General features: G+C 74.5%; 24 protein-coding genes. 8 read left to right on the top strand and 16 right to left on the bottom strand.

Annotated elements, in window-relative coordinates:
• Positions 1-5: 5 nt before the first annotated feature.
• The 8 genes from D7223_RS26340 to D7223_RS26305 all read right to left on the bottom strand — a co-directional run bounded on the left by D7223_RS26340 (position 6) and on the right by D7223_RS26305 (position 7,873).
• The gene (locus D7223_RS26340) at positions 6-1,121 is read right to left on the bottom strand and encodes a branched-chain amino acid ABC transporter permease (RefSeq protein WP_120731170.1); all 1,116 of its coding nucleotides are present in this window, start codon (positions 1,119-1,121) and stop codon (positions 6-8) included.
• On the bottom strand, positions 1,118-2,002 hold the full coding sequence (locus D7223_RS26335; RefSeq protein ID WP_120731168.1) for a branched-chain amino acid ABC transporter permease: 885 nt from the start codon (positions 2,000-2,002) through the stop codon (positions 1,118-1,120). The genes D7223_RS26340 and D7223_RS26335 overlap by 4 nt, the downstream gene beginning before the upstream one ends.
• Entirely contained in the window at positions 1,999-3,888 is a 1,890-nt protein-coding gene (locus D7223_RS26330; RefSeq protein ID WP_120731166.1) for an AMP-dependent synthetase/ligase, read from the bottom strand. Before D7223_RS26330 ends, D7223_RS26335 begins: the two co-directional genes overlap by 4 nt.
• A complete protein-coding gene (locus D7223_RS26325) occupies positions 3,885-4,658 on the bottom strand; it encodes an ABC transporter ATP-binding protein (protein WP_120731165.1) in 774 nt (257 codons plus the stop codon). The genes D7223_RS26330 and D7223_RS26325 overlap by 4 nt, the downstream gene beginning before the upstream one ends.
• A complete protein-coding gene (locus D7223_RS26320) occupies positions 4,655-5,446 on the bottom strand; it encodes an ABC transporter ATP-binding protein (RefSeq protein ID WP_120731163.1) in 792 nt (263 codons plus the stop codon). Before D7223_RS26320 ends, D7223_RS26325 begins: the two co-directional genes overlap by 4 nt.
• A gap of 105 nt (positions 5,447-5,551) precedes the next feature.
• Entirely contained in the window at positions 5,552-6,061 is a 510-nt protein-coding gene (locus tag D7223_RS26315; protein ID WP_120731161.1) for a 2'-5' RNA ligase family protein, read from the bottom strand.
• A 43-nt stretch (positions 6,062-6,104) separates the two neighbouring features.
• Entirely contained in the window at positions 6,105-6,710 is a 606-nt protein-coding gene (locus D7223_RS26310; protein ID WP_120731159.1) for a response regulator transcription factor, read from the bottom strand.
• Entirely contained in the window at positions 6,707-7,873 is a 1,167-nt protein-coding gene (locus tag D7223_RS26305) for a sensor histidine kinase (protein WP_238162237.1), read from the bottom strand. Before D7223_RS26305 ends, D7223_RS26310 begins: the two co-directional genes overlap by 4 nt.
• 111 nt (positions 7,874-7,984) lie before the next feature.
• Between D7223_RS26305 and D7223_RS26300 the strand changes: the two genes are divergently transcribed.
• Both D7223_RS26300 and D7223_RS26295 read left to right on the top strand, forming a co-directional pair.
• Complete coding sequence (locus tag D7223_RS26300; protein ID WP_238162236.1) at positions 7,985-8,854, top strand: hypothetical protein; 870 nt, start codon at positions 7,985-7,987, stop codon at positions 8,852-8,854.
• Positions 8,855-8,983: 129 nt separating this feature from the next.
• The gene (locus D7223_RS26295; RefSeq protein ID WP_120731155.1) at positions 8,984-10,756 is read left to right on the top strand and encodes a DEAD/DEAH box helicase; all 1,773 of its coding nucleotides are present in this window, start codon (positions 8,984-8,986) and stop codon (positions 10,754-10,756) included.
• Positions 10,757-10,920: 164 nt separating this feature from the next.
• On the opposite strand, the gene lon is transcribed toward D7223_RS26295, so the two are convergent.
• Positions 10,921-13,257 (bottom strand): endopeptidase La, encoded by a 2,337-nt coding sequence (gene lon / locus D7223_RS26290; RefSeq protein ID WP_120731153.1) that lies wholly within the window; start codon positions 13,255-13,257, stop codon positions 10,921-10,923.
• A gap of 38 nt (positions 13,258-13,295) precedes the next feature.
• Positions 13,296-13,703, bottom strand: coding sequence for a hypothetical protein (locus D7223_RS26285; protein ID WP_120731151.1), 408 nt, complete (start codon positions 13,701-13,703; stop codon positions 13,296-13,298).
• 182 nt (positions 13,704-13,885) lie between these two features.
• On the opposite strand from D7223_RS26285, the gene D7223_RS26280 reads away from it, so the two are divergent.
• The gene (locus D7223_RS26280; RefSeq protein ID WP_120731149.1) at positions 13,886-14,233 is read left to right on the top strand and encodes a histone-like nucleoid-structuring protein Lsr2; all 348 of its coding nucleotides are present in this window, start codon (positions 13,886-13,888) and stop codon (positions 14,231-14,233) included.
• A gap of 177 nt (positions 14,234-14,410) precedes the next feature.
• Here the strand turns inward: D7223_RS26280 and D7223_RS26275 are convergent, their stop codons facing one another.
• Together D7223_RS26275 and D7223_RS26270 are read right to left on the bottom strand one after the other, a co-directional pair.
• Positions 14,411-15,691: a hypothetical protein gene (locus D7223_RS26275; RefSeq protein WP_120731147.1), complete on the bottom strand. Its 1,281-nt coding sequence runs from the start codon at positions 15,689-15,691 to the stop codon at positions 14,411-14,413.
• A gap of 281 nt (positions 15,692-15,972) precedes the next feature.
• On the bottom strand, positions 15,973-16,842 hold the full coding sequence (locus tag D7223_RS26270; protein WP_120731145.1) for a hypothetical protein: 870 nt from the start codon (positions 16,840-16,842) through the stop codon (positions 15,973-15,975).
• A 169-nt stretch (positions 16,843-17,011) separates the two neighbouring features.
• Here D7223_RS26270 and D7223_RS26265 point away from each other — a divergent pair, with 169 nt between their 5' ends.
• Positions 17,012-18,121, top strand: a complete 1,110-nt coding sequence (locus tag D7223_RS26265) for a DICT sensory domain-containing protein (RefSeq protein WP_238162235.1) — start codon at positions 17,012-17,014, stop codon at positions 18,119-18,121.
• 25 nt (positions 18,122-18,146) lie between these two features.
• Here D7223_RS26265 and D7223_RS26260 read toward each other — a convergent pair whose 3' ends face one another.
• Together D7223_RS26260 and D7223_RS26255 are read right to left on the bottom strand one after the other, a co-directional pair.
• Positions 18,147-18,989, bottom strand: coding sequence for a phytanoyl-CoA dioxygenase family protein (locus D7223_RS26260; protein WP_120731143.1), 843 nt, complete (start codon positions 18,987-18,989; stop codon positions 18,147-18,149).
• Between the two features lie 73 nt (positions 18,990-19,062).
• Complete coding sequence (locus D7223_RS26255) at positions 19,063-19,734, bottom strand: nitroreductase family protein (RefSeq protein WP_120731270.1); 672 nt, start codon at positions 19,732-19,734, stop codon at positions 19,063-19,065.
• A 107-nt stretch (positions 19,735-19,841) separates the two neighbouring features.
• Here D7223_RS26255 and D7223_RS26250 point away from each other — a divergent pair, with 107 nt between their 5' ends.
• Positions 19,842-20,573, top strand: coding sequence for a helical backbone metal receptor (locus D7223_RS26250; protein WP_120731272.1), 732 nt, complete (start codon positions 19,842-19,844; stop codon positions 20,571-20,573).
• An 83-nt stretch (positions 20,574-20,656) separates the two neighbouring features.
• On the opposite strand, the gene D7223_RS26245 is transcribed toward D7223_RS26250, so the two are convergent.
• Positions 20,657-21,352, bottom strand: coding sequence for a CBS domain-containing protein (locus D7223_RS26245; RefSeq protein ID WP_120731141.1), 696 nt, complete (start codon positions 21,350-21,352; stop codon positions 20,657-20,659).
• A gap of 212 nt (positions 21,353-21,564) precedes the next feature.
• Here D7223_RS26245 and D7223_RS26240 point away from each other — a divergent pair, with 212 nt between their 5' ends.
• Positions 21,565-22,122: a DoxX family membrane protein gene (locus D7223_RS26240; RefSeq protein WP_186832214.1), complete on the top strand. Its 558-nt coding sequence runs from the start codon at positions 21,565-21,567 to the stop codon at positions 22,120-22,122.
• Positions 22,123-22,303: 181 nt separating this feature from the next.
• The gene (locus D7223_RS26235; protein ID WP_120731137.1) at positions 22,304-22,696 is read left to right on the top strand and encodes an FKBP-type peptidyl-prolyl cis-trans isomerase; all 393 of its coding nucleotides are present in this window, start codon (positions 22,304-22,306) and stop codon (positions 22,694-22,696) included.
• Between the two features lie 51 nt (positions 22,697-22,747).
• Here the strand turns inward: D7223_RS26235 and D7223_RS26230 are convergent, their stop codons facing one another.
• On the bottom strand, positions 22,748-23,131 hold the full coding sequence (locus D7223_RS26230) for an STAS domain-containing protein (protein WP_120731135.1): 384 nt from the start codon (positions 23,129-23,131) through the stop codon (positions 22,748-22,750).
• A gap of 229 nt (positions 23,132-23,360) precedes the next feature.
• Between D7223_RS26230 and D7223_RS26225 the strand changes: the two genes are divergently transcribed.
• Entirely contained in the window at positions 23,361-24,380 is a 1,020-nt protein-coding gene (locus D7223_RS26225; protein WP_120731133.1) for an SMP-30/gluconolactonase/LRE family protein, read from the top strand.

Below are 24,380 nucleotides of genomic sequence, written 5' to 3'. Positions count from 1 at the left end.
CTTGGTCAGTAGGAGAACGGCCACGCCTTCCAGTAGGCCCGGGCCCGGACCCAGAGCCCGAACAGCCCGCGCGGTTCGAAGATGAGGAAGACGATGATGAGTACGCCGTAGAGGATCGTCTCCACCTGGAAGACGTTGGGTACCTCGTTCGGCTGGGTGCTGATGAACGGCACCCACGCCTGCATCTCCCGGGTGAGCCGGGGCAGCAGGGTGATGAAGAACGCTCCGGCGACGGCGCCGGAGATGGTGCCCGCGCCGCCGATGAGCACCATGGCGATGTACTGCACCGACAGCAGCAGGCTGAACGAGCCCGGGTCGAAGAACCCGGTCACGGTGTAGAGCAGCGCGCCCGCGCAGCCGGCGTAGAACGACGACACGGCGAACGCGAGCGTCTTGTAACGGGGCAGGTTCACCCCGATCACCCCGGCGGCGATGTCCCGGTCCCGGATGGCGGTGAACGCCCGGCCGATCCGGGACCGGGCCAGGTTGCGGGCGGCCACCGCGAAGACCACCAGCAGGACCAGCATCAGCCAGAACAGCTTCTGGTCGCGGGTGCCGAGCCCGTCGGTGACCGCGAGGGGCCGGCCGAGGAACTCCAGGGTGGCCGCCGGCCGGCCGACCCCGGCGCCGCCGGTCAGCGCGGACCACTCGTTGAAGACGTGCTGGCCGATGAAGACCAGACCGAGGGTGACGATGGCCAGGTAGAGCCCGCGCAGCCGGGTGGCCAGCGGCGCGACCAGCACCCCGGCCAGCGCCGCGACCAGGCCCGCGGCGGGCAGCCACAGGGCGATGTCGGTGACCCCGAACCCGATGACCCGCCCGTCCGGATCGCCGCTGAGCGCCGCGGCGGTGTACGCCCCGATGCCGAGGAAGAACGCGTGGCCCAGTGAGACCTGCCCGGCGTAGCCGGTGACCAGGCCGAGACCGATCGCGCCGATCGCGGCCACGCAGCCCACCGCGAGCAGTTGCAGCAGGTCGTCGGTGAGCAGGAACGGCAGCGCGAACGCCAGTACCAGCAGCGCCGCCGTCCACCACCGTTTCGCCGGGGTGTCCAGCAGGGCGAGGTCCTGCGCGTACGACGTGCGCAGCAGCGGCCTGCCGCGGGGCCGGGAGTTGATCATACCCGCTCCACCTCCCGGGTGCCGAACAGCCCGTACGGGCGGACCAGCAGCACGACCAGCATCAGCACGTACGGGGTGATGACCGAGACGTTGCCGCCGAGCCAGGCGACATCGTTGGCGTAGGTGGCGGTCAGCTCCTGGAGCACGCCCACCGCCAGCCCGCCGACCACCGCACCGGGCAGCGAGTCCAGTCCACCGAGGATGATCACCGGCAGGGCGGTCAGCGCGATCAGCCACAGCGCGCCGTCGACGCTGCCGCCGGCCGCGGCGAAGGTGCCGGCGACCGCGGCGAGGCCGCCGGCGAGGGCCCAGCTGACCGCGAAGACCGCGCCGACCGAGACGCCGTGGGCCAGCGCCGCCTCCTGGTCCAGCGCGGCGGCACGCATCGCCAGGCCGGTACGGGTGTACCGGAAGAACGCGAACAGCCCGGCGACCAGCAGCGCGGCGGCCACCACGGCGGCGAGGTGCCGTTGCTGCATCTCCACCGGGCCGACGGCGAGGGTGCGCAGCCCCCACGGGTCGCCGACGTGCCGGACGTCCAGGCCGATGAACGCGTTGACCACGACCCGCACCGCGACGTCCACGCCGAGGGTGATGATGGCGACCACGAACGCCGGCCGGCCGACCATCGGGCGGACCGCGGTGCGCTCCACGCCGAGGGCGAGCAGGCCGGTGCCGGCAGCCGCCAGCGGCACCGCCGCCCAGAAGCCGACCGTCGGGGTGAGGTAGGTGACCGCGACGACCCCGGCCAGCATGAACGCCGGCTGGGCGAAGCTGATCACCCGGGTGGCCTTGTAGATGATGACGAAGCCGAGGGCGAGCAGGGCGTAGACGCTGCCGGTGCCGAGCCCGCGCAGCAGGCTCTCGATCAGCTCGGTCACCGGTCACCGCCGGGGGCGTACAGGTCGTCGACCAGGTCGGCGAAGGCCCGGGCGACGGCCTCCCGGCGTACCTTCTGGGTGGCGGTCAGCTCGCCGTCGTCCTGGTCCAGCTCGCGGGGCAGCAGCCGGAACCGCCTGACCTGCTCCACCGGTGGGTGCCGGCGGTTGACCTCGTCGACCACCGCGCGGACCAGCTCGACCACCTCCGGCTTGGTGGTCAGGTCGCGGTAGGTGGTGTAGGGCAGCCGCCGGTCCTGCGCCCACTGCCCGACCGTGTCGGCCTCGACGCCGATCAACGCCACCAGGTACGGGCGCCGGTCACCGACCAGCACCGCCTCCTTGACGTACGGGGATGCCTTCAGCTCGTTCTCGATGCCGGCCGGGCCGATGTTCTTGCCCCCGGCGGTGATCATGATGTCCCTGGCCCGGCCGGTGATCCGCACGTGGGTGCCGTCGACCCACTCCCCCACGTCGCCGGTGTGCAGCCAGCCGTCGGGTTCCAGGACGGCGGCGGTGGCCGCCGGGTCGTCCCGGTAGCCGGCGAACACCCCCGGGTGGCGGGTGAGGATCTCGCCGGTGGCCTCGTCGATGCGCAGCTCCACACCGGACTGCGGCTCGCCCACCGTGCCCAGCCGCACCCGGCCCGGCCGGTTGCCGGTGGCGATGGCCGAGTTCTCCGTCATGCCGTACACCTCGTGCATCGGCACCCCGATGCCCATGAAGAACCGCAGCACCTCGGGGGCGATCGGGGCCGCGCCGGAGGCGGCGTAGCGGACCTTGCCCACCCCGATCCGCTCGCGCAGCGCGCGGTAGCAGAAGATCCACCCCAGGGCGTACGCCAGCCGGGTCGCCGGGGTGTGCCGGCCGCCGGTGGCCACCAGCCGGGCACCGATCCGGTCGGACACCCGCAGCCAGAACCGGGTCACCGTCCGCTTCAGCGGCGACGCCGCCGCCACCCGGGTGGTGACCGTGGCGAGGATCTTCTCCCAGATCCGGGGCACCCCGAACAGCAGGGTGGGCTGCACCTCGCGCAGGTTCGCCGGCACGGTGGCGATCGACTCGGCGAAGGTGACCTGCACGCCCGCGCCGGCGTTGCTCCAGGTGGTGAACACCCGCTCGGCCACGTGGCACAGCGGCAGGTACGACAGGATCAGGTCGTCCGGACCGGGCGGCGGGTCGGCCAGCCCACCGCCCTCGGTGACCGTGCGCACCGCGAAGTCCACGTTGGCGTTGGTCAGCATCGCGCCCTTCGGGCGGCCGGTGGTGCCCGAGGTGTAGACGATGGTGGCCAGGTCCCGGTCCTCGGCGGCGGCCATCAGCGCCTCCACCGCGCCGGGGTGGGCGACCCGGTGCGCGGTGCCGAGTGCCAGCAGGTCGTCCCACGCCAGCAGTGCCGGATGGCGGTAGCGGCCGCGCACCCCGCGTGGTTCGAGGTAGACGACCTTCTCCAGGTGCGGGCAGTCGTCCAGCACCGCCAGGGCCTTGTCGACCTGCTCCTGGTCCTCGGCGATCAGCACCCGCGCGCCGGAGTGGGCCAGCAGGTAGCCGACCTCCTCGGCCGGGTTGGTCGGGTAGAGCCCGACGGTGGTCGCCCGGACGGCGACAGTGGCCACGTCGGTCCACAGCCACTCGCGGCGGTTCTCGGCCAGGACCGCGACCCGGTCGCCGGCTTCGATGCCGAGGGCCAGCAGCCCGTGCGCCACGGTCAGCGTGGTGTCCCAGGAGGACTCCCAGGTCACCTCGGCCCAGATGCCGTGCACCTTCTCCCGCATCGCGATCCTGGCGGGGGTGGCCAGCGCGTGTCCGCGTACCCGGGAGGCGATCGTCGTGGCGGCGGCGCCCGCGGCCGCGGCGGTGGTCGCGCCCGACGGCGCGGCGGAGGTCATGTCGTGGTCACCTCACCCAGATAGGCGCGGAGAACGTCGGGGTTGGTCTGGATCTCCGCCGGCGTGCCGGTGGCCACCGGCTGCCCGAAGTCGACCACCAGCACCCGGTCGGCCAGGTCCATCACCAGGCCCATGTCGTGCTCGACCAGCACCATCGGGATGCCGAGTTCCTCCCGGACGTCGAGGATGTAGCGGGCCATGTCCTCGGTCTCCTCGAGGTTCATTCCGCCGACCGGCTCGTCGAGCAGCAGCAGTTTCGGCTCCATCGCCAGGGCCCGACCCAGCTCCACCCGTTTCTGCACCCCGTACGGCAGCAGCCCGACCGGCATCCGCCGCCACTGCTCCAGCTCCAGGAAGTCCACGATCCGCTCCACCGCCGCCCGCGCGGCCAGTTCCTCCCGGCGGGCCCGGCCCCGCCACAGCACCGCCGCCAGGGGCCCGTAGCGCAGGTGGTGGTGCCGGCCGAGCAGCAGGTTCTCCAGCACGGTGAGGTTGGCGAACAGCTCGACGTTCTGGAAGGTACGGGCCAGCCCGAGCGCGGCGATCTCGTGCGGGCGGCGGCCGAGCAGATCGACGCCGTCGAAGACGACCCGCCCGGACTGCGGCCGGTAGACCCCGGAGAGCACGTTGAAGATGGAGGTCTTGCCGGCGCCGTTCGGGCCGATCACGGCGAACAGCTCGTCGGCGCCGACGGTGAAGCTCACCCCGTCGATGGCCCGGACCCCGGCGAAGGCCAGCCGTACGTCGTCGAAGCGCAGGATCCCGGTCATGACAACCACCGCTTCCGTCGCCGGTAGTGCTTGACGTCCCGGAACGACCGCCGGGTGTGCCCCTCGCCGGCGTGCAGCCCCAGGTAGAACTCGCGGACGTCGTCGTCGGCGAGCAGCTGCGCGGCCGGCTTGTCCAGCACCACCCGGCCGGTCTCCAGCACGTAGCCGTGCGCCGCGACGGACAGCGCCATGGTGGCGTTCTGCTCGACCAGCAGCACGGCGGTGCCGGCGGCGTTGATCGCCACGATCAGCTCCCGGATCTGCTCGACCAGGCGCGGGGCCAGGCCGAGGCTCGGCTCGTCCAGCAGCAGGTAGCGCGGGCCGGCCATCAGCGCCCGGCCCATCGCCAGCATCTGCTGCTCCCCGCCGGACAGGTAACCGGCGGTGCGCCGGCGCCGGTCGGCGAGCACCGGGAACAGGTCGTACACCTCGCTCAGGCGACCGGTGATCCGGCGCGGGTCGGTGTGCCCGCCCAGGCGCAGGTTCTCCTCCACGGTCAGCTCACCGAAGATCCGCCGTCCCTCCATCACCTGGGCCACGCCCCGGCGGACGATCGCGGCCGGCCTGAGCCGGTGCACCGGTTCGTCGTCCAGGGTGACCTCGCCCCGGACCACCGCGCCGTGGTGGATGTCGAGCAGCCCGGTGAGGGCCCGCAGCAGCGTGGTCTTGCCGGCGCCGTTCGCGCCGAGCAGCGCGACGATCCCGCCCGGCGGGACGGTGATGCTCAGGCCGCGCAGGACCAGCATCACGTCGTCGTAGACGACCTCGAGATTCCGCACCCGCAGCATCGCCGGCGGCTCCTCCCTTGTGACGGGCGCCACAAGTTACCGAGCATTAAACATCGCGGAACGCCGTTGCAACAGATCGAATCGGTCACGTCTTCGGATGCCGGTTCAGCCCAGCGGGGTCACCGAGCGGTCCGCGCTGTGGTAGCTGCGGCCCGCCACGAAGCTGCCCGCCGGGCCCTGCGGGCCGAGCACGGCCCGGGCCAGTGCCGCGTCCGCGTCCCGGAAGCGCAACGCCAGGCTGAGGTGCGGCCGCCACCGGCCGGGCGCGTGCCACGGATGGTGCCCGTCGGCGTCGCGCAGCACGTCCCACACCGCGGCGTGCAGGGCGGTCAGCGACGCATCGGGGTGGATCGACCACACCAGGGGCGCGCTGCCGTCCAGCACCTGGATGTCGTCCAGCCGGACCGGCAGGGGCAGCACCTCGGCGAACAGGGCGCCGAGCCGCGCCGCCGCACCCGGCGGGAAGTCGTCCACCGCCGCGAGGGTCAGGTGGGGACGGTTCGTGGGATGGGTGTTGCGGGCCAGGCTGGGCAGCCCGGCCGCGGCCAGTCGCTGCCACCCGGCGCGCACCGCCGCGTCCAGTTCCGGCGAGCAGACCAGTTCGACCGTACGCACGTCCGCCAGGCTAGACCTCGCCGCTGCGCCCGGTGGGCTGGAGCTAGAGCCAGCCGTGGTCCCGGGCGGCGCGGACCGCGTCGGCCCGGCTGGTCGCGCCGAGCTTCTGCACCGCCGCCGCCAGGTAGTTGCGCACCGTACCGGCGGACAGGTGCGCGCGACGGGCGACCACGGCCACCGGTGACCCGTCCTGGGCCAGCCGCAACGTCTCCAGCTCCCGTGGCGTCAGCGGGCACGGCGGAATCAGCAGCGCGTCGGCGGCCAGCGCCGGGTCGACGTACCGGCCGCCGGCGTGCACCCGGCGGATCACGTCGGCCAGCGCCCCGCCCGGCGCGCCCTTGGGCAGGAAACCCCGGGCCCCGGCGGTGAGCGCGCCCCGCAGGTGCGGCGGGCGTCCCTGGCCGGTGAGGATGACCACCGCGCAGGCCGGCAGCGCGCGGGCCAGTTCGGCGGCGACCGCGAAGCCGTCCCGTCGGGGCATGGCCAGGTCGACCACCGCCACATCGGGCCGGTGCGCGAGGGCCGCGGTGACCGCCGCCTCCCCGTCGGCCGCCTGGGCGACCACCGCCAGGTCGTCCTCCAGGTCCAGCAGGGCGGCCAGGGCGGTACGGATCAGCTCCTCGTCGTCGGCGAGCAGGACCCGGATCATGCGGCGGTCGACCCGGTCGACACGGTCGCCTCGACGGTGAAGACGCCGTCGGCGCAGCCGGTGCGCAGCGTTCCGCCGGCCGCCGCGAGGCGTTCGGCCAGGCCGCGCAGCCCATGGCTGTGCCGGTCCGGTGTCGGCTCGGCCCGCGCCCCGTCGTTGGTCACGGTCATCCGCGCCACGTCGTCCTCCTGGTCGATCTCGATCCGGCACCAGCCGGCCCGACTGTGCCGCAGCACGTTGGTGCCCGCCTCGCGGAGCACCGCCGCGAGCTGGGCCGCCGCCTCCGGCGGCAGCGCGTCGGGCGGCCGCACCACCGTGCAGCGCACCCCGGACGAGCGGAGCACCTCGCCCATCGCGGTGAGCTGTTCGCCGAGGTCCACCCGGCGGTAGCCGTGCACCGTCCGGCGCAGCTCGACCAGCGCCGAGGCGGCCAGCCGCTGCGCCTCGGCGGCCTCCCGGCCGGCCCGGCCGGCGTCGGTGGGCGCGAGGCGGGCGGCCAGCTCGGCCTTCAACGCGATCACGGTCAGGTGGTGCCCGAGCAGGTCGTGCACGTCCGCGGCGAAGCGCAGCCGCTCCTGCGCGGCGGCCAGCCGGGCCTGTGCCGCCTGACCCCGCTCGGCCCGCACCAGCAACTCCCAGAACCACACCTGGAAGCCGTTCACGGCGGCGATGCTGACCCCGACCACGGCGGTGACCAGCAGCGACCGCGCTGCCGACGTGCCGTTGGCCAGAGCCACCGCCCCGGCGACCGCGAGCGCGGCGACGAGCGTCGGTGGCACCAGTCGCCACGATCCCACCAGCGGCGCCGCGCCGACGACGGCCGCGCCCCACCAGGCCCCGGTGGGCCATTCGCCCACGGCCACCGGCGCGACGAGCGGGACGCCGAGCACCGCCACGACGGCGTACGCGATCCGCAGCCACCGGCGCGACCGGCCGGAACGGACCGGCGTCACCGCCGTACGCAGCGCCACCACCAGCACCACCGCGAACGCCGCGAGCCCGACGCCGCCGCCGGCCACCCGCCACCGGTCGGGTTCCCGGGCCAGCCCGACCGCCGGCATGAGCAGGGTGGCGGACATGCCGGCGGTGAGCGAGACCAGGACGGCCGCCCGGGCGCGGGACAGGGTCCGGCCGCCGCCCGGCATCGCCGTGTCCGCCACCACGGTCTGAAGGGTAGAACGCGCCGACGCACCGCGTACCCGTGCGTTCCGCCCGGTCGACCGGTGACACCACGCGGATGGTTCGCGGCGCACACCGCCGGCAGGGTCGACCCCATGACCGAGCTGACGTACGACACGACCGCCGGAGACCGCGCGGCCGGGGCCGCGGGCCGCGCCCGGCGACGGGCCCTGGCCCGGCATCTGCTGGCGATGGTGCTGGCCATGCTGGCCGGGATGCTGCTGCTGGGGCCGGCCCGCGGTGCGCTGGCCGGCGCGCTCGGGCTGGCCCCGGCCACGCCCGGTGTCGCCGCGCTGCTGATGGCGACCGACATGAGTGTCGGCATGGCGGTGTGGATGTGGTACCGGGGGCACTCCGCCCCGGCGATCGGCGAGATGACCGCCGCCATGTACCTGCCGGTGCTGCTGTTGCTCCCGCCGTACGCGGTCGGGCTGCTCGGCGCCGACGCCCTGCTGACCGGCGGTCACCTGCTGATGATTCCGGCGATGGTCGGCGCGATGCTGTGGCGCCGCGCCGAGTACGCCCACCACCACGCCGCCCGGCCCGCGGCGGACGCGCGTCCGCTGGTGCGGGTGCTGGCGCACCGCTGGCCGACCGGGCTCGCCCTGCTGATGAGCTTCGACAACTGGTTCACCCCGGCGGTCCTCCCGCCGTGGACCCTGCTCGGCCTCGCCGTCAGCTACCCGCTCGTCGGGGCGTGGCGGGGCCGGCTGGGCGACCGCCGGGTCCGCGCCGTACAGCTGGCCGGCCTGCTCGGGTGGACAGGGCTGGCGGTGGCCGCGCTCGCCCTCGGCGGGGACGCCGCCGGCTGGCTGGTGGCCGTGGGCTGGCTCGCCCACGCGGTCTGGGACGCGGTCCACCACCGGCGCGACGAGGTGGTGCCGCGCGGCTACGCCGAGTGGTGCGCCGTCCTGGACACGGTCCTGGGCGTCACGATGATCCTGTTCCTCCTCACCACGCCCTGACGCCCGGGGTCGGCGACACCGGGTCGACGGCGCGAGCGGGCACCCGCCGGCACGGGGCTGCGGGTGCCCGCTCGGCGTGATGTGCCGGTCGGCGGAACGGGCGCGCGGCGGTGATGAAAGGCTTGACGCATGAGTTCCGCACCCGTACGGCACGACCCGCCCACCGAACCGCCCGCCCCGGACGGCCCCGAGGAGGCGACCGCGTTCACCGACCTCGGCCTGCGCGACGAACTGCTCGCCGCGCTCTCCGCCCTCGGTTACGAGGAGCCCACCCCGATCCAGCGGGAGACCATCCCGCTGCTGTTGTCCGGGCGGGACCTGCTGGGCCAGGCCGCCACCGGCACCGGCAAGACCGCCGCGTTCGCGCTGCCGCTGTTGCAGCGGATGCCCGACGACCGTCCGACCGGCGACCCGGTGGCGTTGGTGCTGGTGCCGACCCGGGAACTCGCGGTGCAGGTCTCCGAGGCGTTCCACCGGTACGGCAAGGACCTCGGCGCCCGGGTGCTGCCGATCTACGGCGGCCAACCGATCGGCCGGCAGCTGCGGGCGCTGGACGCCGGCGTCGACGTGGTGGTGGCCACGCCCGGCCGGGCGCTGGACCACATCGCCCGGGGCACGCTGAACCTGGGCGGGCTCGCCACGGTGGTGCTGGACGAGGCCGACGAGATGCTCGACATGGGCTTCGCCGAGGACATCGAGGCGATCCTGGAGCACGCGCCGCGGCAGCGGCAGACGGTCCTGTTCTCGGCCACCATGCCATCCCGCATCGACGGGCTGGCCCGCAAGCACCTGACCGACCCGGTGCGGATCCTCATCGCCCGCGAGCAGCAGGTGGCCGGCGAGGCGCCGCGGGTGCGGCAGAGCGCGTACATCGTGGCGCGGGCGCACAAGCCGGCCGCCCTCGGCCGCGTGCTGGACGTGGAGTCGCCCACCGCGGCGATCGTGTTCTGCCGCAGCCGGGAGGAGGTCGACCGGCTCACCGAGACGATGAACGGGCGGGGCTACCGGGCCGAGGCGCTGCACGGCGGAATGAGCCAGGAACAGCGGGACCGGGTGATGGGTCGGCTCCGCGGCGGCACCGCCGACCTGCTGGTCGCCACCGACGTGGCGGCCCGTGGCCTGGACGTCGAGCAGCTCACCCACGTGGTCAACTACGACGTGCCGTCGGCCCCGGAGTCGTACGTGCACCGGATCGGCCGGGTCGGCCGGGCCGGACGGGAGGGCGTGGCCATCACGCTCGCCGAGCCGCGCGAGCACCGGATGCTCAAGACCATCGAGCGGGTCACCGGCCAGCGGATCGCGATCGACAAGATCCCGACGGTGGCCGACATGCGGACCCGGCGACTGGAGCTGACCCAGGCGGCGGTGCGGGAGAGCCTGCTGGAGGACGACCTCGACCCGTACCGGGCGATCGTCGAGTCACTGACCGACGAGTTCGACCTGGTCGAGGTGGCCCTGGCGGCGGTGCGGCTGGCGCACGAGGCGACCTCGCCGGGCTCCGACGACGATGAGGAGATCCCGCAGGTGCCGGTCCGGGGCCCGCGCGAGGGGCGGCCCGAGGGCCGGGGCGACCGCCGTCCCGGCCGGCCGCGTACCGGCGGCACCACCCAGGTCTTCATCGGGCTGGGCCGGCGGGCCGGTGTCCGCCCGCAGGACCTGGTCGGCGCGATCACCGGCGAGACGGGCATCAACGGCCGGGACATCGGCTCGATCGAGATCGCCGACCGGTTCTCGCTGGTCGAGGTCCCGCACTCGGTCGCCGACGACGTGATCGCCGGCCTGCGCGGCAGCACCATCAAGGGCCGCAAGGCCACCGTACGCCGGGACCGGGACGGCGACGGGAGCGGCGACGAGCGCCGCTTCGACGGCGGTGACCGGCGCGAGCGGCGCGACCGCCGCTGAGGTGTAAGGAAGGGCCCCTTGTTAACGCCTGCGGCAGAGGAAGGGCCCCCTATTAACATCGCCGCCCGGCGGCACTTCCCGGAGCCGCGCGGCACCCACCGCAGCCCGTTAAGAAGGGCCCCCTGCTATGCACGAGGCGTTAACAGGGGGCCCTTCCTTACACCTCAGGCGGTGGTGAGGGCTTCGCCGTCGAGCGAGCCGGCGTCGACGTCGGCCGGGCGCAGCGCCAGGGCGAGCACGTCGGCGACGTCGGCCAGGGTGTGCACGGTCAGTGCGTCGCGAACCTCGGCCGGCAGGTCGTCCAGGTCCGGCTCGTTGCGCTTCGGGATGATCACCTCGGTCAGACCGGCCCGGTGCGCGGCGAGCAGCTTCTGCTTCACCCCGCCGATCGGCAGCACCCGACCGGAGAGGGTGACCTCACCGGTCATGCCGAACTCCGGCCGGACCGGTCGGCCGCTGACCAGCGACGCCAGGGCGGTGACCATGGTGATGCCGGCGCTCGGGCCGTCCTTGGGCACCGCGCCCGCCGGCACGTGCAGGTGGATCCGCCGCCCGGCGAGGGCGTTCGGGTCCAGTCCGAGCCGGCGCCCGTTGGAGCGCAGGTAGGACAGGGCGATGTGCGCGGACTCCTTCATCACGTCACCGAGCTGGCCGGTCAGGGTCAGCCCCGGCTCGCCCTCCATGCTGGTGGCCTCGATGAAGAGCACGTCCCCGCCGGCGCCGGTGACGGCCAGGCCGGTGGCCACGCCGGGCACCGCGGTCCGCTCGGCCGACTCCGGGGTGAACTTCGGCCGGCCCAGGTAGCGGGCCAGATTGCCGGTGTCCACCGCGACCGGCGCCGGGTCGGTGGCCAGCTCGACCGCGACCTTGCGCAGGATCTTCGCCAGGGCGCGTTCCAGCTGCCGTACGCCGGCCTCCCGGGTGTACTCCCCGGCGATCCGGGCCAGCGCGTCGTCGGCGACGGTGACCTCGTCGGCGGTCAGACCGGCCCGCTGGAGCTGCCGGGGCAGCAGGTGGTCGCGGCCGATGGCGACCTTCTCGTCCTCGGTGTAGCCGTCCAGGGTGACCAGCTCCATCCGGTCCAGCAGCGGGCCGGGGATCGACTCGACCACGTTGGCGGTGGCCAGGAAGAGCACGTCGGACAGGTCGAGGTCGACCTCCAGGTAGTGGTCCCGGAAGGTGTGGTTCTGCGCCGGGTCCAGCACCTCCAGCAGGGCCGCGGCCGGGTCGCCGGCGTAGCCGGCGGCCAGCTTGTCGACCTCGTCCAGGAGGATCACCGGGTTCGTCGAGCCGGCCTCGCGCAGCGCGCGGACGATGCGTCCGGGCAGCGCGCCGACGTAGGTGCGCCGGTGGCCGCGGATCTCCGCCTCGTCGCGGACCCCGCCGAGGGAGACCCGGACGAAGTTCCGCCCGAGGGCGCGGGCGACGGACTCGCCGAGGCTGGTCTTGCCGACGCCGGGCGGGCCGGCGAGGGCGAGCACCGCGCCGGAGCCGCGCCCGCCGACCACGCCGAGGTTGCGCTCGGCGCGGCGGTTGCGCACCGCGAGGTACTCCAGGATCCGGTCCTTGACGTCGGTCAGGCCGGCGTGGTCGGCGTCGAGCACCGCGCGGGCCGCGCCGAGGTCGGTGTTGTCCTCGGTACGCGTGCCCCAGGGCATCTCCAGCACGGTGTCCAGCCAGGTCCGGATCCAGCCCGCCTCCGGGGAGGCGTCGCTGGACCTCTCCAGTTTGCCGACCTCGCGCAGGGCGGCCTCGCGGACCTTCGCCGGCAGGTCGGCGGCCTCGACGCGGGCCCGGTAGTCGGCCGAGCCGTCGGGCTCGTCCTCGCCGAGTTCCTTGCGGATCGCGGCGAGCTGCTGGCGGAGCAGGAACTCCCGCTGGGACTTCTCCAGCCCCTCCCGTACGTCGGTGTTGATCCGCTCGGTGACCTCCTGCTCGGCGAGGTGGTCCTTCACCCAGCCGACGAGCAGTTCCAGCCGGGCGGTGACGTCCGGCGCGGCGAGCAGTTCGGTCTTCTGGGCCAGGGTCAGCCAGGACACGTACCCGGCGGAGTCGGCCAGCTCGGACAGGTCGGTCATCCGCTCGATAGCGTCGATGACCTGCCAGGCCCCGCGCTGCTGGAGGACCGAGGTCATCAGGGCGCGGTACTCGCGGGCCAGCTCGCGGGCCCGGCCGGCGGGGGCGGGCTCGCGCAGTGCGGTCGCCTCGACCCAGAGGGCCGCACCGGGTCCGGGCACGCCGGAGCCGATCCGGGCGCGGGACAGGCCGCGGACGACCGCGGCGGGTTCACCGTCGGGCAGCCGGCCGACCTTCTCGATGGTGGCCACGGTGCCCACCGGGCCGTACTCGCCGTCGAGGCGGGGCACGGCGAGCAGCGTGCCGTCGCCGCTGGCGCGGGCCGCGTCGACGGCGGCCTGGGTGGTCGGGTCGAGGGTCACCGGGATGACCATGCCGGGCAGCAGCACGGCGTCGGTCAGGGGAAGTACCGGAAGAGTTGCCATCGAACACCTGCTATCGCGTTGAGTTGAGCGTGTCCAACTCAAGTAACAAAACGTTCCCCTTGTTCCGTCGTGTGACCCAGGCCACCGCCGCGTCGCCGGCGGTCGCCGGGAACGAGCAGGTCACGCAGGAGGGCACCGCCGCCGGCACAGGCCACGGCGACCGGGATGGCGACGCTGACGGCGGCCAGGGCGACGACCGTCGCGCCGGGCAGACCGACGAGCGACGCCACGACGGTGAGGACGGCGAAGGCGACCAGCTTGCGCCGGGTACGGGCGATCGGGGGCGACACGGTCACGTCCTCCCGGTTCAGAGCAGCAGGAGCAGGGCGGCGCCCACCGCGGCGGCCGGGATTGGTGGTGATCACGGTGGTCACGGCGGCGGACTGCCGGCGCAGGGCCGCCAGTGGGATCAGCGCGTCGCCGTCCTGGCCGACGGCGTTGGCCACGGGGGTGGGCAGGGGCAGACCGCCGCTGACGTCCCGCGGACCGCCCCTTTACCGGCGCGTTCCGCGATTTTCGGCCCGATATCGCGACCCGCCGAAATGAGGAGGACGCGCTTTGTTGCATTTTCGCCGTGGGATACGTCAAACTTTGGGCACACCCCGCCCCACACAGGGAGTAATCGGCGATGGCAAGGAAAGTAATCACTGTTCTGACCGACGATCTGGACGGCGGAAAGGCCGACCGGACCGTCGAGTTCAGCTTGGACGGCGTGGCCTACACCATCGACGTCTCCGACGAGAACGCGGGCGTCCTGCGGAAGGCGCTCGACCCTTACATCAATGCCGGTCGACGCATCGGTCGGGGCACGGCCGACAGCGGGCGCGCCCCGCGCCGGCCGGCCGGTTCGGGCACCTCGGGAATGGACCGGGAGCAGAACCGGGCCGTTCGGGAATGGGCCGTCAAGAACGGCTTCAAGATCTCCGAGCGGGGCCGGATCCCGGTCGAGGTCGTCGAGGCGTACAAGAACCGGTGAGCACGCGTCCGCGAAGGACGCTCTCCACACCTGCGGGGCCATGCCGGTCGGCGTGGCCCCGCCGCCTTTTCGGTCGGGTGCCGTCGCCGGGACACCGCCGCACGGGGCCCCGGAAACAGAACCGGGGGCCGCCGGTGGGAACCTCCCCACCGGCGACCCCCGGGTCGCCCCGCTGGATCAGTTGACCTCGATCCGCACCGCGTCGAAGGCTGGGGTCTGGTTGGCCCGCGCCATCATCGGGATGCGGTGCGACCCGTCGCCGGCCCAGACCGCGCACTGCGCGGTGCCGGACTGCGGCAGCCCGGGGACCTGGATGGTCACCTGGTCGGCGTCGGCGCCGCCGCCGCCGTCCTCGGTGGCCACGAAGAACGCCGGCACCGCCTCCGGGTTGCCGGGAGCCTCGTCGGTGCCCGACAGCATCCGGCAGGCGGTGTGGAAGTGGCCCCGCACCAGGCCCTGCTCGTTGAGCAGCGAACTCTCCACGTAGTAGCCACCCTGGCCGGCGGCGAGGAAGCGGTCCCGGACCAGGTTCTTGGTGGAGACCTGGAGCGTGAAGGGCTGGTTGGCGCCCACCTGCTGGGGGAAGTCGGTGATCAGCAGGGACGGGTTGTTGGCGTCGGCGCCGACCTCACCGAACGCGGTGCTGACGCAGCGGTTGCCGTTCTGGAAACCGTCGTGCGCCTCCAGCTCGGTGTTGTCGCAGTTGTTGGCGAGCACGCCCAGCCCGGCGCCCGGGGCGCCGTTGTTGCCGCCGTTGTTGCCGCCGTTGTCACCGCCGCCATTGTTGCCGCCGCCATTGTTGTCGCCGCCGCCGTCGTTCCCGCCGTTGCTCGGGTTTCCGGTCGGGGCGACCTGGCAGGTGGCGAGCTGGGCGAGACCGCGCGGCCGGGGCCCGGCCCGGTCGATCGCCGTGGTGATCCGGTCCAGCGTGGCCTTCCGCTTTGCGGCCAGTGGCCCGAGGATCGCGTTGCGGATGAAGGCGTCGCCCCTGTTGCCCTCGGCGGCGAGCCGCCGGTCGGCCTCGGTGATCTGGGTCTGCAACAGGGCGAGGTTGCGGTCGACCTCGGCCCGCGCCCGCTCCGGGATCTGCGGAAGTCTGCTCGCCACGTCCGGGCAGGCAACCGCCGAGCCGCCGTTGCTGACCGGGCTGCCGCCGTCGCGGGTCTCCTGGCACTCGCGTACCGTCTGCTGGCCGTCACCCCAGTGGTTGCGCACCCACCGGCCGTTCTGCCAGGTACGGGAGGTGTTGTCCCGGCCGCTCGGCGCGGTCGCGCCGGGGCTGGGCTCCACACAGGCCGCGGACGCCGGGCGGGCCCGGTTGGACGGCCGGTCCCCGGCCGACGAGATCTGGGTCACGGCGACAATGCCGCCGAAGACCGCGAGCGTGCCGACCACGGCCAGCAGCCGCTTGCTCCGCGCGATACCGGGTGACCGGCGCGCCCGTGTGGACCTGCGCATCGAATTGTTCTCCTTCAAGATCCGGTAGTTGGTGGCAGACCTCGGCGGACCGACGAAAATCGTGTGGCGTGCCCACCGGAATCCCGCCGGACACGGCCGGGGGCACGTCGATGACCGACGATGCCCTTTCCGCACCGTCTTCCACGCCCGGGTGGCGCGGTCGAGGAGATCCTGTCCATTCGCGCAGGAGTACGGGGCGGCTGTGGCGATGGTTCAACCCGGATCGGAGGAATCTGCGGATCTTTTCCGCGGGCCCCTTCGGGCCAGGGTGGCGGCGGGGATCAGTCCGCGCAGAGGTGGTCGAACGCGAAACCGGCGACCATCTCGTCGCGCCGGGCGGCCAGGCCCCGGATACGGGTCCGCAGCACCGCGCGGTCGACAAGCGTGGGCCCACCCGGCTCCGGCGTACGCAGCCGTGCCCCGACCGCCAGCGCGGCCAGGTCCTCGGCGAACCGGGCCGGGTCCAGGCCGGCGGAGAACCGGTGCTCCGCGACGGTCACCCGCTCCACCAGGAAACCGCCGGGGCGTACCTCGACCCAGGCCCAGCCCTCGGCGGGCCCGCCGGTCCAGCGCACGTGCAGGCCGCGCAGGATCGGATCGACCAGCCGCCCCTCGACGTACGCCTCGACCGCCCCCGCCCGGGCCAGCGCGCCCAGGTCGTTGACCGGGCCGGTACGCCCGTCCGGCAACCGGCCCGGGATGTCCCGGAACCCGACCGGCGGGTCGTCACCCGGCTCGATCCCGGCGACCCGCTCGGCATAGGCGGCCGCGTCGAGCACGTACCCGACGACGGTCCGGCCGTGCTCGGCGGCGGTCAGCGTGGCCGAGCCGATCCGCAGCACCGGCAGGCCGGCGGCCCCGGCGACCGCGGTCTTCGTCCGCTCCGCACGCTGCCCGGCGCCCGGTTCCGGGCCGATCTCGGCGGCGAGCTGGAGCCGCCCGTCGGCGTCGGCGACCACCAGGTCGTAGCTCTCGCGGATCGCCGAACCCCACTGGTTACCGGTGATGCCGGCCGGTCGCCGGCGCACCAGGTCCCCCAGCCGGTGCGCGCCGTGCACGACGAGACCGCCCCGGGTGGCCAGCGGCGCGCGACCGGCGGGCACGGGGAGCGTACGCAGCCCGGAGCCGGTCCCGTCACCGCTGCCCGTCATCGCCCGATCCGTTCGCCGTCGCGCCGACGGTCCGCCCGCCGACCGGGCGAGTGTACGGCGTGGATCATGGCGGTCGCCTCGGCGGTGCGGCCTGGGGCCGGGGTACGACCGGCCGGGCGGGACCCGGCTCCGCCGCGACACCGGCCCGGGGCGCGGCTAGGCTCGCGGCGTGCTGCACAGCGGACGCGTACCGGAGCGACTGACCAAACGCGAACTCGTCACCGTCTCGCACGCCATCGAACGGGCCGCCCTGGCCACCGCCGAGGACGGCCCGCTGATCGTCCTGGCGCTGTTCCAGCGGATCCCGTACTTCGAGCGGGAACGGGCCCTCTACGAGCGGATCGTCCGCACCGCGGCGGCCACCGTGGTCGGGGTGGTGGACGCGGCGCCGGAGACGCTGCCGACCGGGGCGTACGGCGTGGTGCTGGCCGAGGACGAGGAACTGGCCCGGGAGTGGTCGGTGGTCGCGCTGACCCCGCGCTTCGGTGCGGCCCTGGTGGCGTACGACCGGGCCGAGGTGGACCCGGACGCGCCGACGCTGGAGTCGGGCCGGCTCTTCGACGGCGGCTGGACCTTCCGGCGCGACGCGGCGCTGCACGAGGCGCTGCGGCTGCGCGACCGGCTCACCGCGCGGCTGCCGGAGTCGGCCCGCGCGGTGCTCGACGAGGTTCTGGGTCGGGTCCGGGAACTGCCGGCGACCCCGGGTGAGGCGCGCGGCGAGGCGGCCATCCGGCTGCTGGTCGACCGCACCGAGCGGGCCCGGCGGGCCGGCCACGCGCCGCAGCCCCCGGTGGCCGGTGACGGGTCCGCCACGCTGCTCGACGAGCCGGGGTTGCGGCGGTGGACCGGCCTGGACGGCGTGACCGCCTCGGGCACCCTGCCGCTGGCCGTGGTCGGCATCCGGGTGGACGAGCCGCCCGGCACGCCGGAGCGGTTCGGCCGGCGCAGCGCCGCCCGGGAGGCGCAGGCCGTGCTCGCCGCGCTCACCGCGCCGTTGCGCCCGGTCGACCGGGCGGCCCGCCTCACCGGTGGCGAGTACCTGCTGGTGCTGCCGTCGCTCACCGAGGAGCAGGCGGTGGCGACGGCCGACCGGGTGCGCGAGTCGGTCGCCGGGCTGGCTCGGTCGTACCCCTTCGTCTCGTACGCGGTGCACGCCGCGGTCTGTGTGACCAGCCGGCGGCCGCTGCCCGTCGCGGCGGTCCGGCACGCCCTGTCCTGGGCGGTCGGCGAGGGGGTCCCGGTGGCGACCGTCGCGCCGGAGCACGTGCCGGTCGGCTGAGCGGGCACACCCGACTCCGGCGGGCTCACTCCGCGCCCATCACCAGCCCTTCGATGGTGTGCTTCTGACGGATCGGCGTCAGCGCGTCGACCACCGGGCAGGGCAGGTGCGCGCGCACCGACGCGGGCAGGCTGTCCCGGTAGCCGCGGGTGACCGCCATGTCGTGGTGCGCGGCGTTGCCCGCGCCGGGGGCGTCCACGCCGAGGACCAGCACCGGACGGGCCCGGGTCGAGACGTTCGGGGTGCCGCGGTGGACGGTGAGCGCCGACCGGGCGGAGATGTCGCCGCGCCGGGGGAACTTGCGCACCGCCCGTGCGGCGTAGCGCGGGTAGCGCTCCTTCGGCGGGAACATCCCGTGGTCGAAGTCGTCGCCCTCGTCCCACTGGGTGCCCGGCGCGATCTCGAACGGCCCCATCTCCTCGACCGTGTCCACCGTGGTCAGGTTGAACGCGAGGGAGGTCAGCCGCCGCTGGTCCCGGGTGTCCGGCGGCATCGGGAAGTCCCGGTGCCACGGCTGCATCGCCGCGCCGGGGAACGGGATGTCGAAGCCCAGTTCGACGATCTCGTAACGGGGGCCGAGCACCGCCCGGCAGACCGCCACCACCCACGGGTGGGTGACCAGGTCGACGAAGCCGCGCAACTGTTCCGGGTGGATCTCCACGTACCACCGTTGCGGGCCGCGGCCGACCGCGCCGTCGGGGCGGGCGCGGGCCTCTTGGAAGGCCGCCTCGACGTCCTCGGCCATCCGCCGCACCCAGTCCACGCCGAAGGCGCCCCGGCGCGCGGTGATCCCGTCGCGGTACAGGTCGCCGAGCGCCTCGACCGGTACCTCGGTCGGGGCGGGCGGCGCGCTGCGGACATCGGACATCGGACCTCCCCTGCTGGTGGTCAGGCGAGTATTACAACGTTGTAGAGACGTGGCAAGGGGGCCTCGGGGGTGGTCAGCGCCAGACGACCACCTCATCGGGGGATTTGCGGTCGATGGCCGGCACCCGGGCGCCCACGGCCGGGTAGCCGACCGGGATGATCAGGTTGCCCCGCTCCTCGGGCGGACGGTCCAGCAGCTCGTTGAGGAACCGCATCGGGCTGGGCGTGTGCGTCAGGGTGGCCAGGCCGGCCTGGTGCAGCGCGGCGAGCAGGAACCCCACCGCGATGCCGACGGACTCCTTGACGTAGTAGGGGCGCGGGCTGCGCGGCCCCCGGTGCACCTCGAAGACCACGATCACCGCCGGCGCGGTGTCCAGGAACGGCTTGCTGGCGTCGGTGCCCAGTGGCGCGAGCGCGGCCAGCCACTCCTCCGGCGCCCGCCGCTCGTAGAAGACCCGCTCCTCGGCCTCGGCGGCCACCCGCAGCCGGCGCTTCAGCTCCGGGTCGGTCACCACGACGAACCGCCACGGCTGCCGGTTGGCCCCGCTGGGCGCGCTCGCGGCGGCCCGCAGCGCCTCCCGCAGCACCCCGTCCGGGATCGGCCGATCGCTGAACTCGCGTACCGTCCGGCGCAGCGTCAACGCGTCGGCGAAGGCCCGCACCCGGGGCAGCGCCTGCCCCGCCGGCACGCCGTAGTCGGGCAGGGTCCGGGTGGCCGGCGGCGTGGCCGGCAGGTCGGGAGGCATCCGGCCATTCTCGGCTCCCGCGGCGGCGGCGGCCACCGGAGGCGGGCATGATCGGCGTACGCCGCCGGCGGACCCGCCGCCGGCACCGGGCGGGAGGGGTACGACCGATGCGCGTGGTGTCGCTGGTGCCGTCGCTGACCGAGGCGGTGGCCGCCACCCTGCCGGGCCTGCTGGTCGGGGCGACCGACTGGTGCACCCACCCGGCCGGGCTGGACGTGGCGCGGGTCGGCGGCAGCAAGTACCCGGACCTCGACGCGATCCGCGCGCTGCGGCCCGACCTGGTGCTGCTCAACGTGGAGGAGAACCGCCGGGCCGACGCGGACGCGCTGGCCGCGGCCGGCGTACCGACCCGGGTGACCTATCCCCGGACCGTGGCCGGGGCGCTGGCCGAACTCGGTGAGCTGCTCGGCGAACTCGGTGCCACGGTCGAGCCGGACTGGCTGACCGCCGCCCGGAAGGCGTGGGCCGCGCCGCCCGCGCTCGCGCCCCGGCGCGCCGTGGTGCCGGTGTGGCGGCGCCCCTGGGTCGTGCTGGGCGGTGACACGTTCGCCGGCGACGTGCTGCGCCGGCTCGGCGTACGCAACGTGTACGCCGAGCACCCCGAGCGGTATCCCCGACCGGAGCTGGACGAGCTGCGCGGGCACACACCCGACGTGGTGGTGCTGCCGGACGAGCCGTACCGCTTCACCGCCACCGACGGCCCCGACGCCTTCGCCGGCACGCCCTGCGCCCTGGTCTCCGGCCGGCACCTCACCTGGTACGGCCCCTCCCTCGCCGACGCGCCCGCCCTGCTGGCCGCGCAGCTGGCCAATCCGGTCGTCGGTCCCGCCGGCCCGTGACCGGCCCGGGGTGACCGACCCGCCGCCGCGCACCACTCCCGCCCCGGCCGGCCGCCCCAGCGGCGGCGCGTCCACCACGGGAGTCAGGCGACCGGGGTCACCCGCCCCGGTTGCCGGTCGCGCGGCGTGTCGTCGACGTCGTACGCGACCGTGCTGGTCACCCGCACCACACCGCTGACCTGGCCGGCGAGCCGGGCGGCCAGGTCGGCGGCGCTGCGCCGGTCGAGCCGGCCGTCCAGGACCACCTCTCCGTCGCGGACCCGCACGGTCACCAGGCCGTCCCGGACGGCGAGCACCCCGCGCAGCACCTCCTGGACCACGTCCTCGCGGATCTCCGCGTCGGTCCGCAGGTGCACCCGCAGCAGGTCACCGCGGGTGACGATGCCGACCAGCCGACCGAGGTCGTCGAGCACCGGCAGCCGCTTGACCCCCTCCCGGTCCAACTGCCGCGCGGCGGCGGAGATCGGAGCCTGCGGCCCGGTCGTCACCGGCGGCGCGGTCATCAGGTCCCGGGCCAGCAGCGCGTCGGCCTTCTCCCGGGCGCTGCGGTGCCGCCGCCCCTGGAAGATGCGCCGTTGCTCCGGCTCGCCGGACCGCTCGATCTTGTGCAGCAGATCCGACTCGGACACCACCCCGAGCACGCGGCGGAAGCCGTCCACCACCGGCACGCCACTGATCCCACGCCGGACCAGGATGTCGACGACCGCCCGGTACGGTGCCTCCTCCCCCACCGTCGCGACGTCCCGCGTCATCACGTCGCCCACCTGCCAGGTCCTCATCACGGCCTCCCTGCCTCTTCTCCACACCGACGCTACGGACGCGCCGGGCCGGGCGGCAGGGTCCCGCGACCGGGCCGCCGGTGCCGGGCGGACCGGTCCGGGAGGGGTCGAAGGACCCGGTCCGGCAGGGCCCGGTCGGCCCTGCTGCCGCGCCGCCCACGAGCGTCCAATGGAGATGCCACCGGGAAGCGCGGTGCGACACCTGAAGGGACGTGGAGACCATGACCGCGACAATCGAGCGGAACACCGCCGCCACCATCGCTCCGGCGGCCGAGACCCCCCGTGAGCGCGCCACCCGGTACGTCTTCGCCGGCATCCGGATCGCTCTCGGCTGGACCTTCCTCTGGGCGTTCCTGGACAAGGTCTTCGGTCTGGGATTCGCCACCGAGGCGAAGAACGCCTGGATCGAGGGCGGCAGCCCGACCAAGGGTTTCCTGACCTTCGGCGCCGCCGGCCCGTTCAAGGGCCTCTACAACGACATCGCCGGCGCCGCCTGGGCCGACTGGCTGTTCATGATCGGCCTGGCGGGCATCGGCGTGGCGCTGCTCCTCGGCATCGGGATGCGCGTCGCCGCCGTCGCCGGGGGTCTGCTCTACGTGCTGATGTGGACGGTCGTGCTGCCTCCCGAGAACAACCCGTTCATGGACGACCACCTGATCAGCGCCGCCATCCTCGCCGCCCTCGCCCTGGTCGGCGCCGGCGACACCCTCGGCCTCGGCCGGACCTGGGCCAAGCTCCCCCTGGTCCAGCGGTTCCCCTGGCTCCGCTGAGCCGACCCGGCACCACCGGAGAGCGGGCGTCACCCACCGGTGACGCCCGCCGATCCGTGTCCGGGTGCCCACGGTCGTCCCGACCGGGGCCCCGGTCGGGACCGCCGGGCATCGGTGGGACGCGATCCGGCAGGATCAACGGTGACCGGACAACCGGACCGAAACGGCAGGAGATTCCCGCATGAACCAGGCAGCAGGCGCCCGTTCGGGCAAGCCCGAGGTGGGTCCGATCGAGGGCGCGCCGCCCGCCGACCTCGTGACCGAGGACATCACCGTCGGCGACGGGCCGGAGGCCCAGCCGGGTCAGCTGGTCAGCGTCCACTACGTGGGTGTCTCGCACTCCAGCGGGCGCGAGTTCGACTCGTCCTGGAACCGGAGCGAGACCTTCGAGTTCCCGCTGGGCGGCGGACAGGTCATCGCCGGCTGGGACCGGGGCGTGGTCGGCATGCGCGTGGGGGGCCGGCGCAAGCTCACCATCCCGCCGCACCTCGGCTACGGCGACCGGGGCGCGGGCGGCGTGATCAAGCCCGGCGAGACCCTGGTCTTCGTGGTCGACCTGCTCGACGTCCGCTGAGACCCGCCGGTCGGGTGTCGCCCGCCGGCGGCACCCGACCGGGGCGGCGGATCAGCAGGCCACCAGCTCCCGGTCGCCGGCGCGGGCCACGCCGTCGGCGCCACGGTCGAGTCGCGTGTCCACCACCGGGATGATCCGGTGCAGGCCGGTCACCCGCAGCACCCGGGACACGACCGGGTCGGGACCGACCAGCACCAGCTCGCCGCCGCGCGCGCGGATGCGTCGGTGCGCCGCCAGCAGGGCCCGGACTCCGGCGGCGGAGAGAACCCGGACACCGGACACGTCGAGGCGGACCACCGACCCCGCCGGCGCCGCCCACAGCGCGGCGCGGAACGCGGCGACCGTCGCCACGTCGACCTCACCGATCGCTCGCACGTCCACCACCTGGTCACCCACGCCGACCTCCACGTGGAACCGCTCTTCGTGCTGCCCCATGTCACCGAATCTAGCCCCCGGCACCGACATTTCCGCCCCTCGGGAGAGGGGGATCCGGGTACATCCAGGGTCGGACCCCGGGGCATCCCCGATCCCCCGGGAGGACGACGTCCGGGCTGGTGGGACCGCGTCACCGCCGGGCCGTGCGCCCCCCTGGGCAGCCCGACCGGACCGTGCGCGGCCGCCGCGGGGGCTGTCCGTCCCGACGGTGGCGGGTGAGAATGGGCGGATGGTCGCTCCCCGCACCCGCGTACCGTTGCTGATCCGGCCCGTCCGCGAGCCGGCCACCGTCCCACCGCCGCTGGACGGGCCGTGGGCGCCGACCGACACCCGGCTCGACGCGGTCGAGCTGCTGCCGCTGCCGGCGGGTTCCGCCGGTCCGGAGGACGTGGTCGTCGACCCGGCCGGGCGGGTGGTCAGCGGGGCCGAGGACGGCCGGATCTGGTGGTGGCCGGCCGACGCGCCGGCCGGTACCCGGCCGGAGTTGCTCGCCGACACCGGGGGCCGGCCGCTCGGGCTGGAGGTGGACCCCCGCGACGGCAGCCTCGTCGTGTGCGACGCGTACCGGGGGTTGCTGCGGATCACCGGGGACGGGGTGATCCGGGACCTGAGCGGCAACGGGGAGACGCCGCACCTGGCCGACAACGCCACGATCGCCCGGGACGGCACGGTCTACTTCACCGATTCGTCCTACCGGTTCCCGGTCTCGCACTGGAAGCGGGACCTGCTGGAGCACCGGCCGAACGGGCGGGTGCTCGCGTACCACCCCGGGAGCGGGCGCACCGAGGTGGTCTGCGCCGGGCTCTACTTCCCGAACGGGATCGCGCTGACCCCGGACGAGTCGGCGCTGATGCTGGTGGAGACGTCCACCCACCGGCTGGTCCGGGTGAGCCTGCCGGACGGCACGGTGACCGAGCTGGCCGACCTGCCGGCATATCCGGACAACCTGACCCCGGTGGGCGACGGCACGTACTGGATCGCGCTGCCCAGCCCGCGGGTGCCGGTGGTCGAACGGCTGCTGCCGCACCCGCGGCTGCGGCAGGTGGTGGCGGTGCTGCCGGCCGCCGTGCAGCCGAAGCCGTTGCGCTACGGCCTGGTCGCGCTGGTCGACGCCGACGGGCGGGTGCTGCGCACCCTGCACGGGCCGGCCGGGGCGTACGACATGATCACCGGGGTGCGGCAGGACGGCGACCGGCTCTGGCTGGGCAGCCTGACCGGTCCCGGCATCGGCCGGGTGCCCCTGACCTGA

It is taken from the genome of Micromonospora endolithica (assembly GCF_003626595.1).
GTDB lineage: Bacteria > Actinomycetota > Actinomycetes > Mycobacteriales > Micromonosporaceae > Micromonospora > Micromonospora endolithica.
The sequence above is the reverse complement of the archived record's forward strand: the minus strand, read 5'-3'. Positions and strand labels throughout refer to the sequence as shown.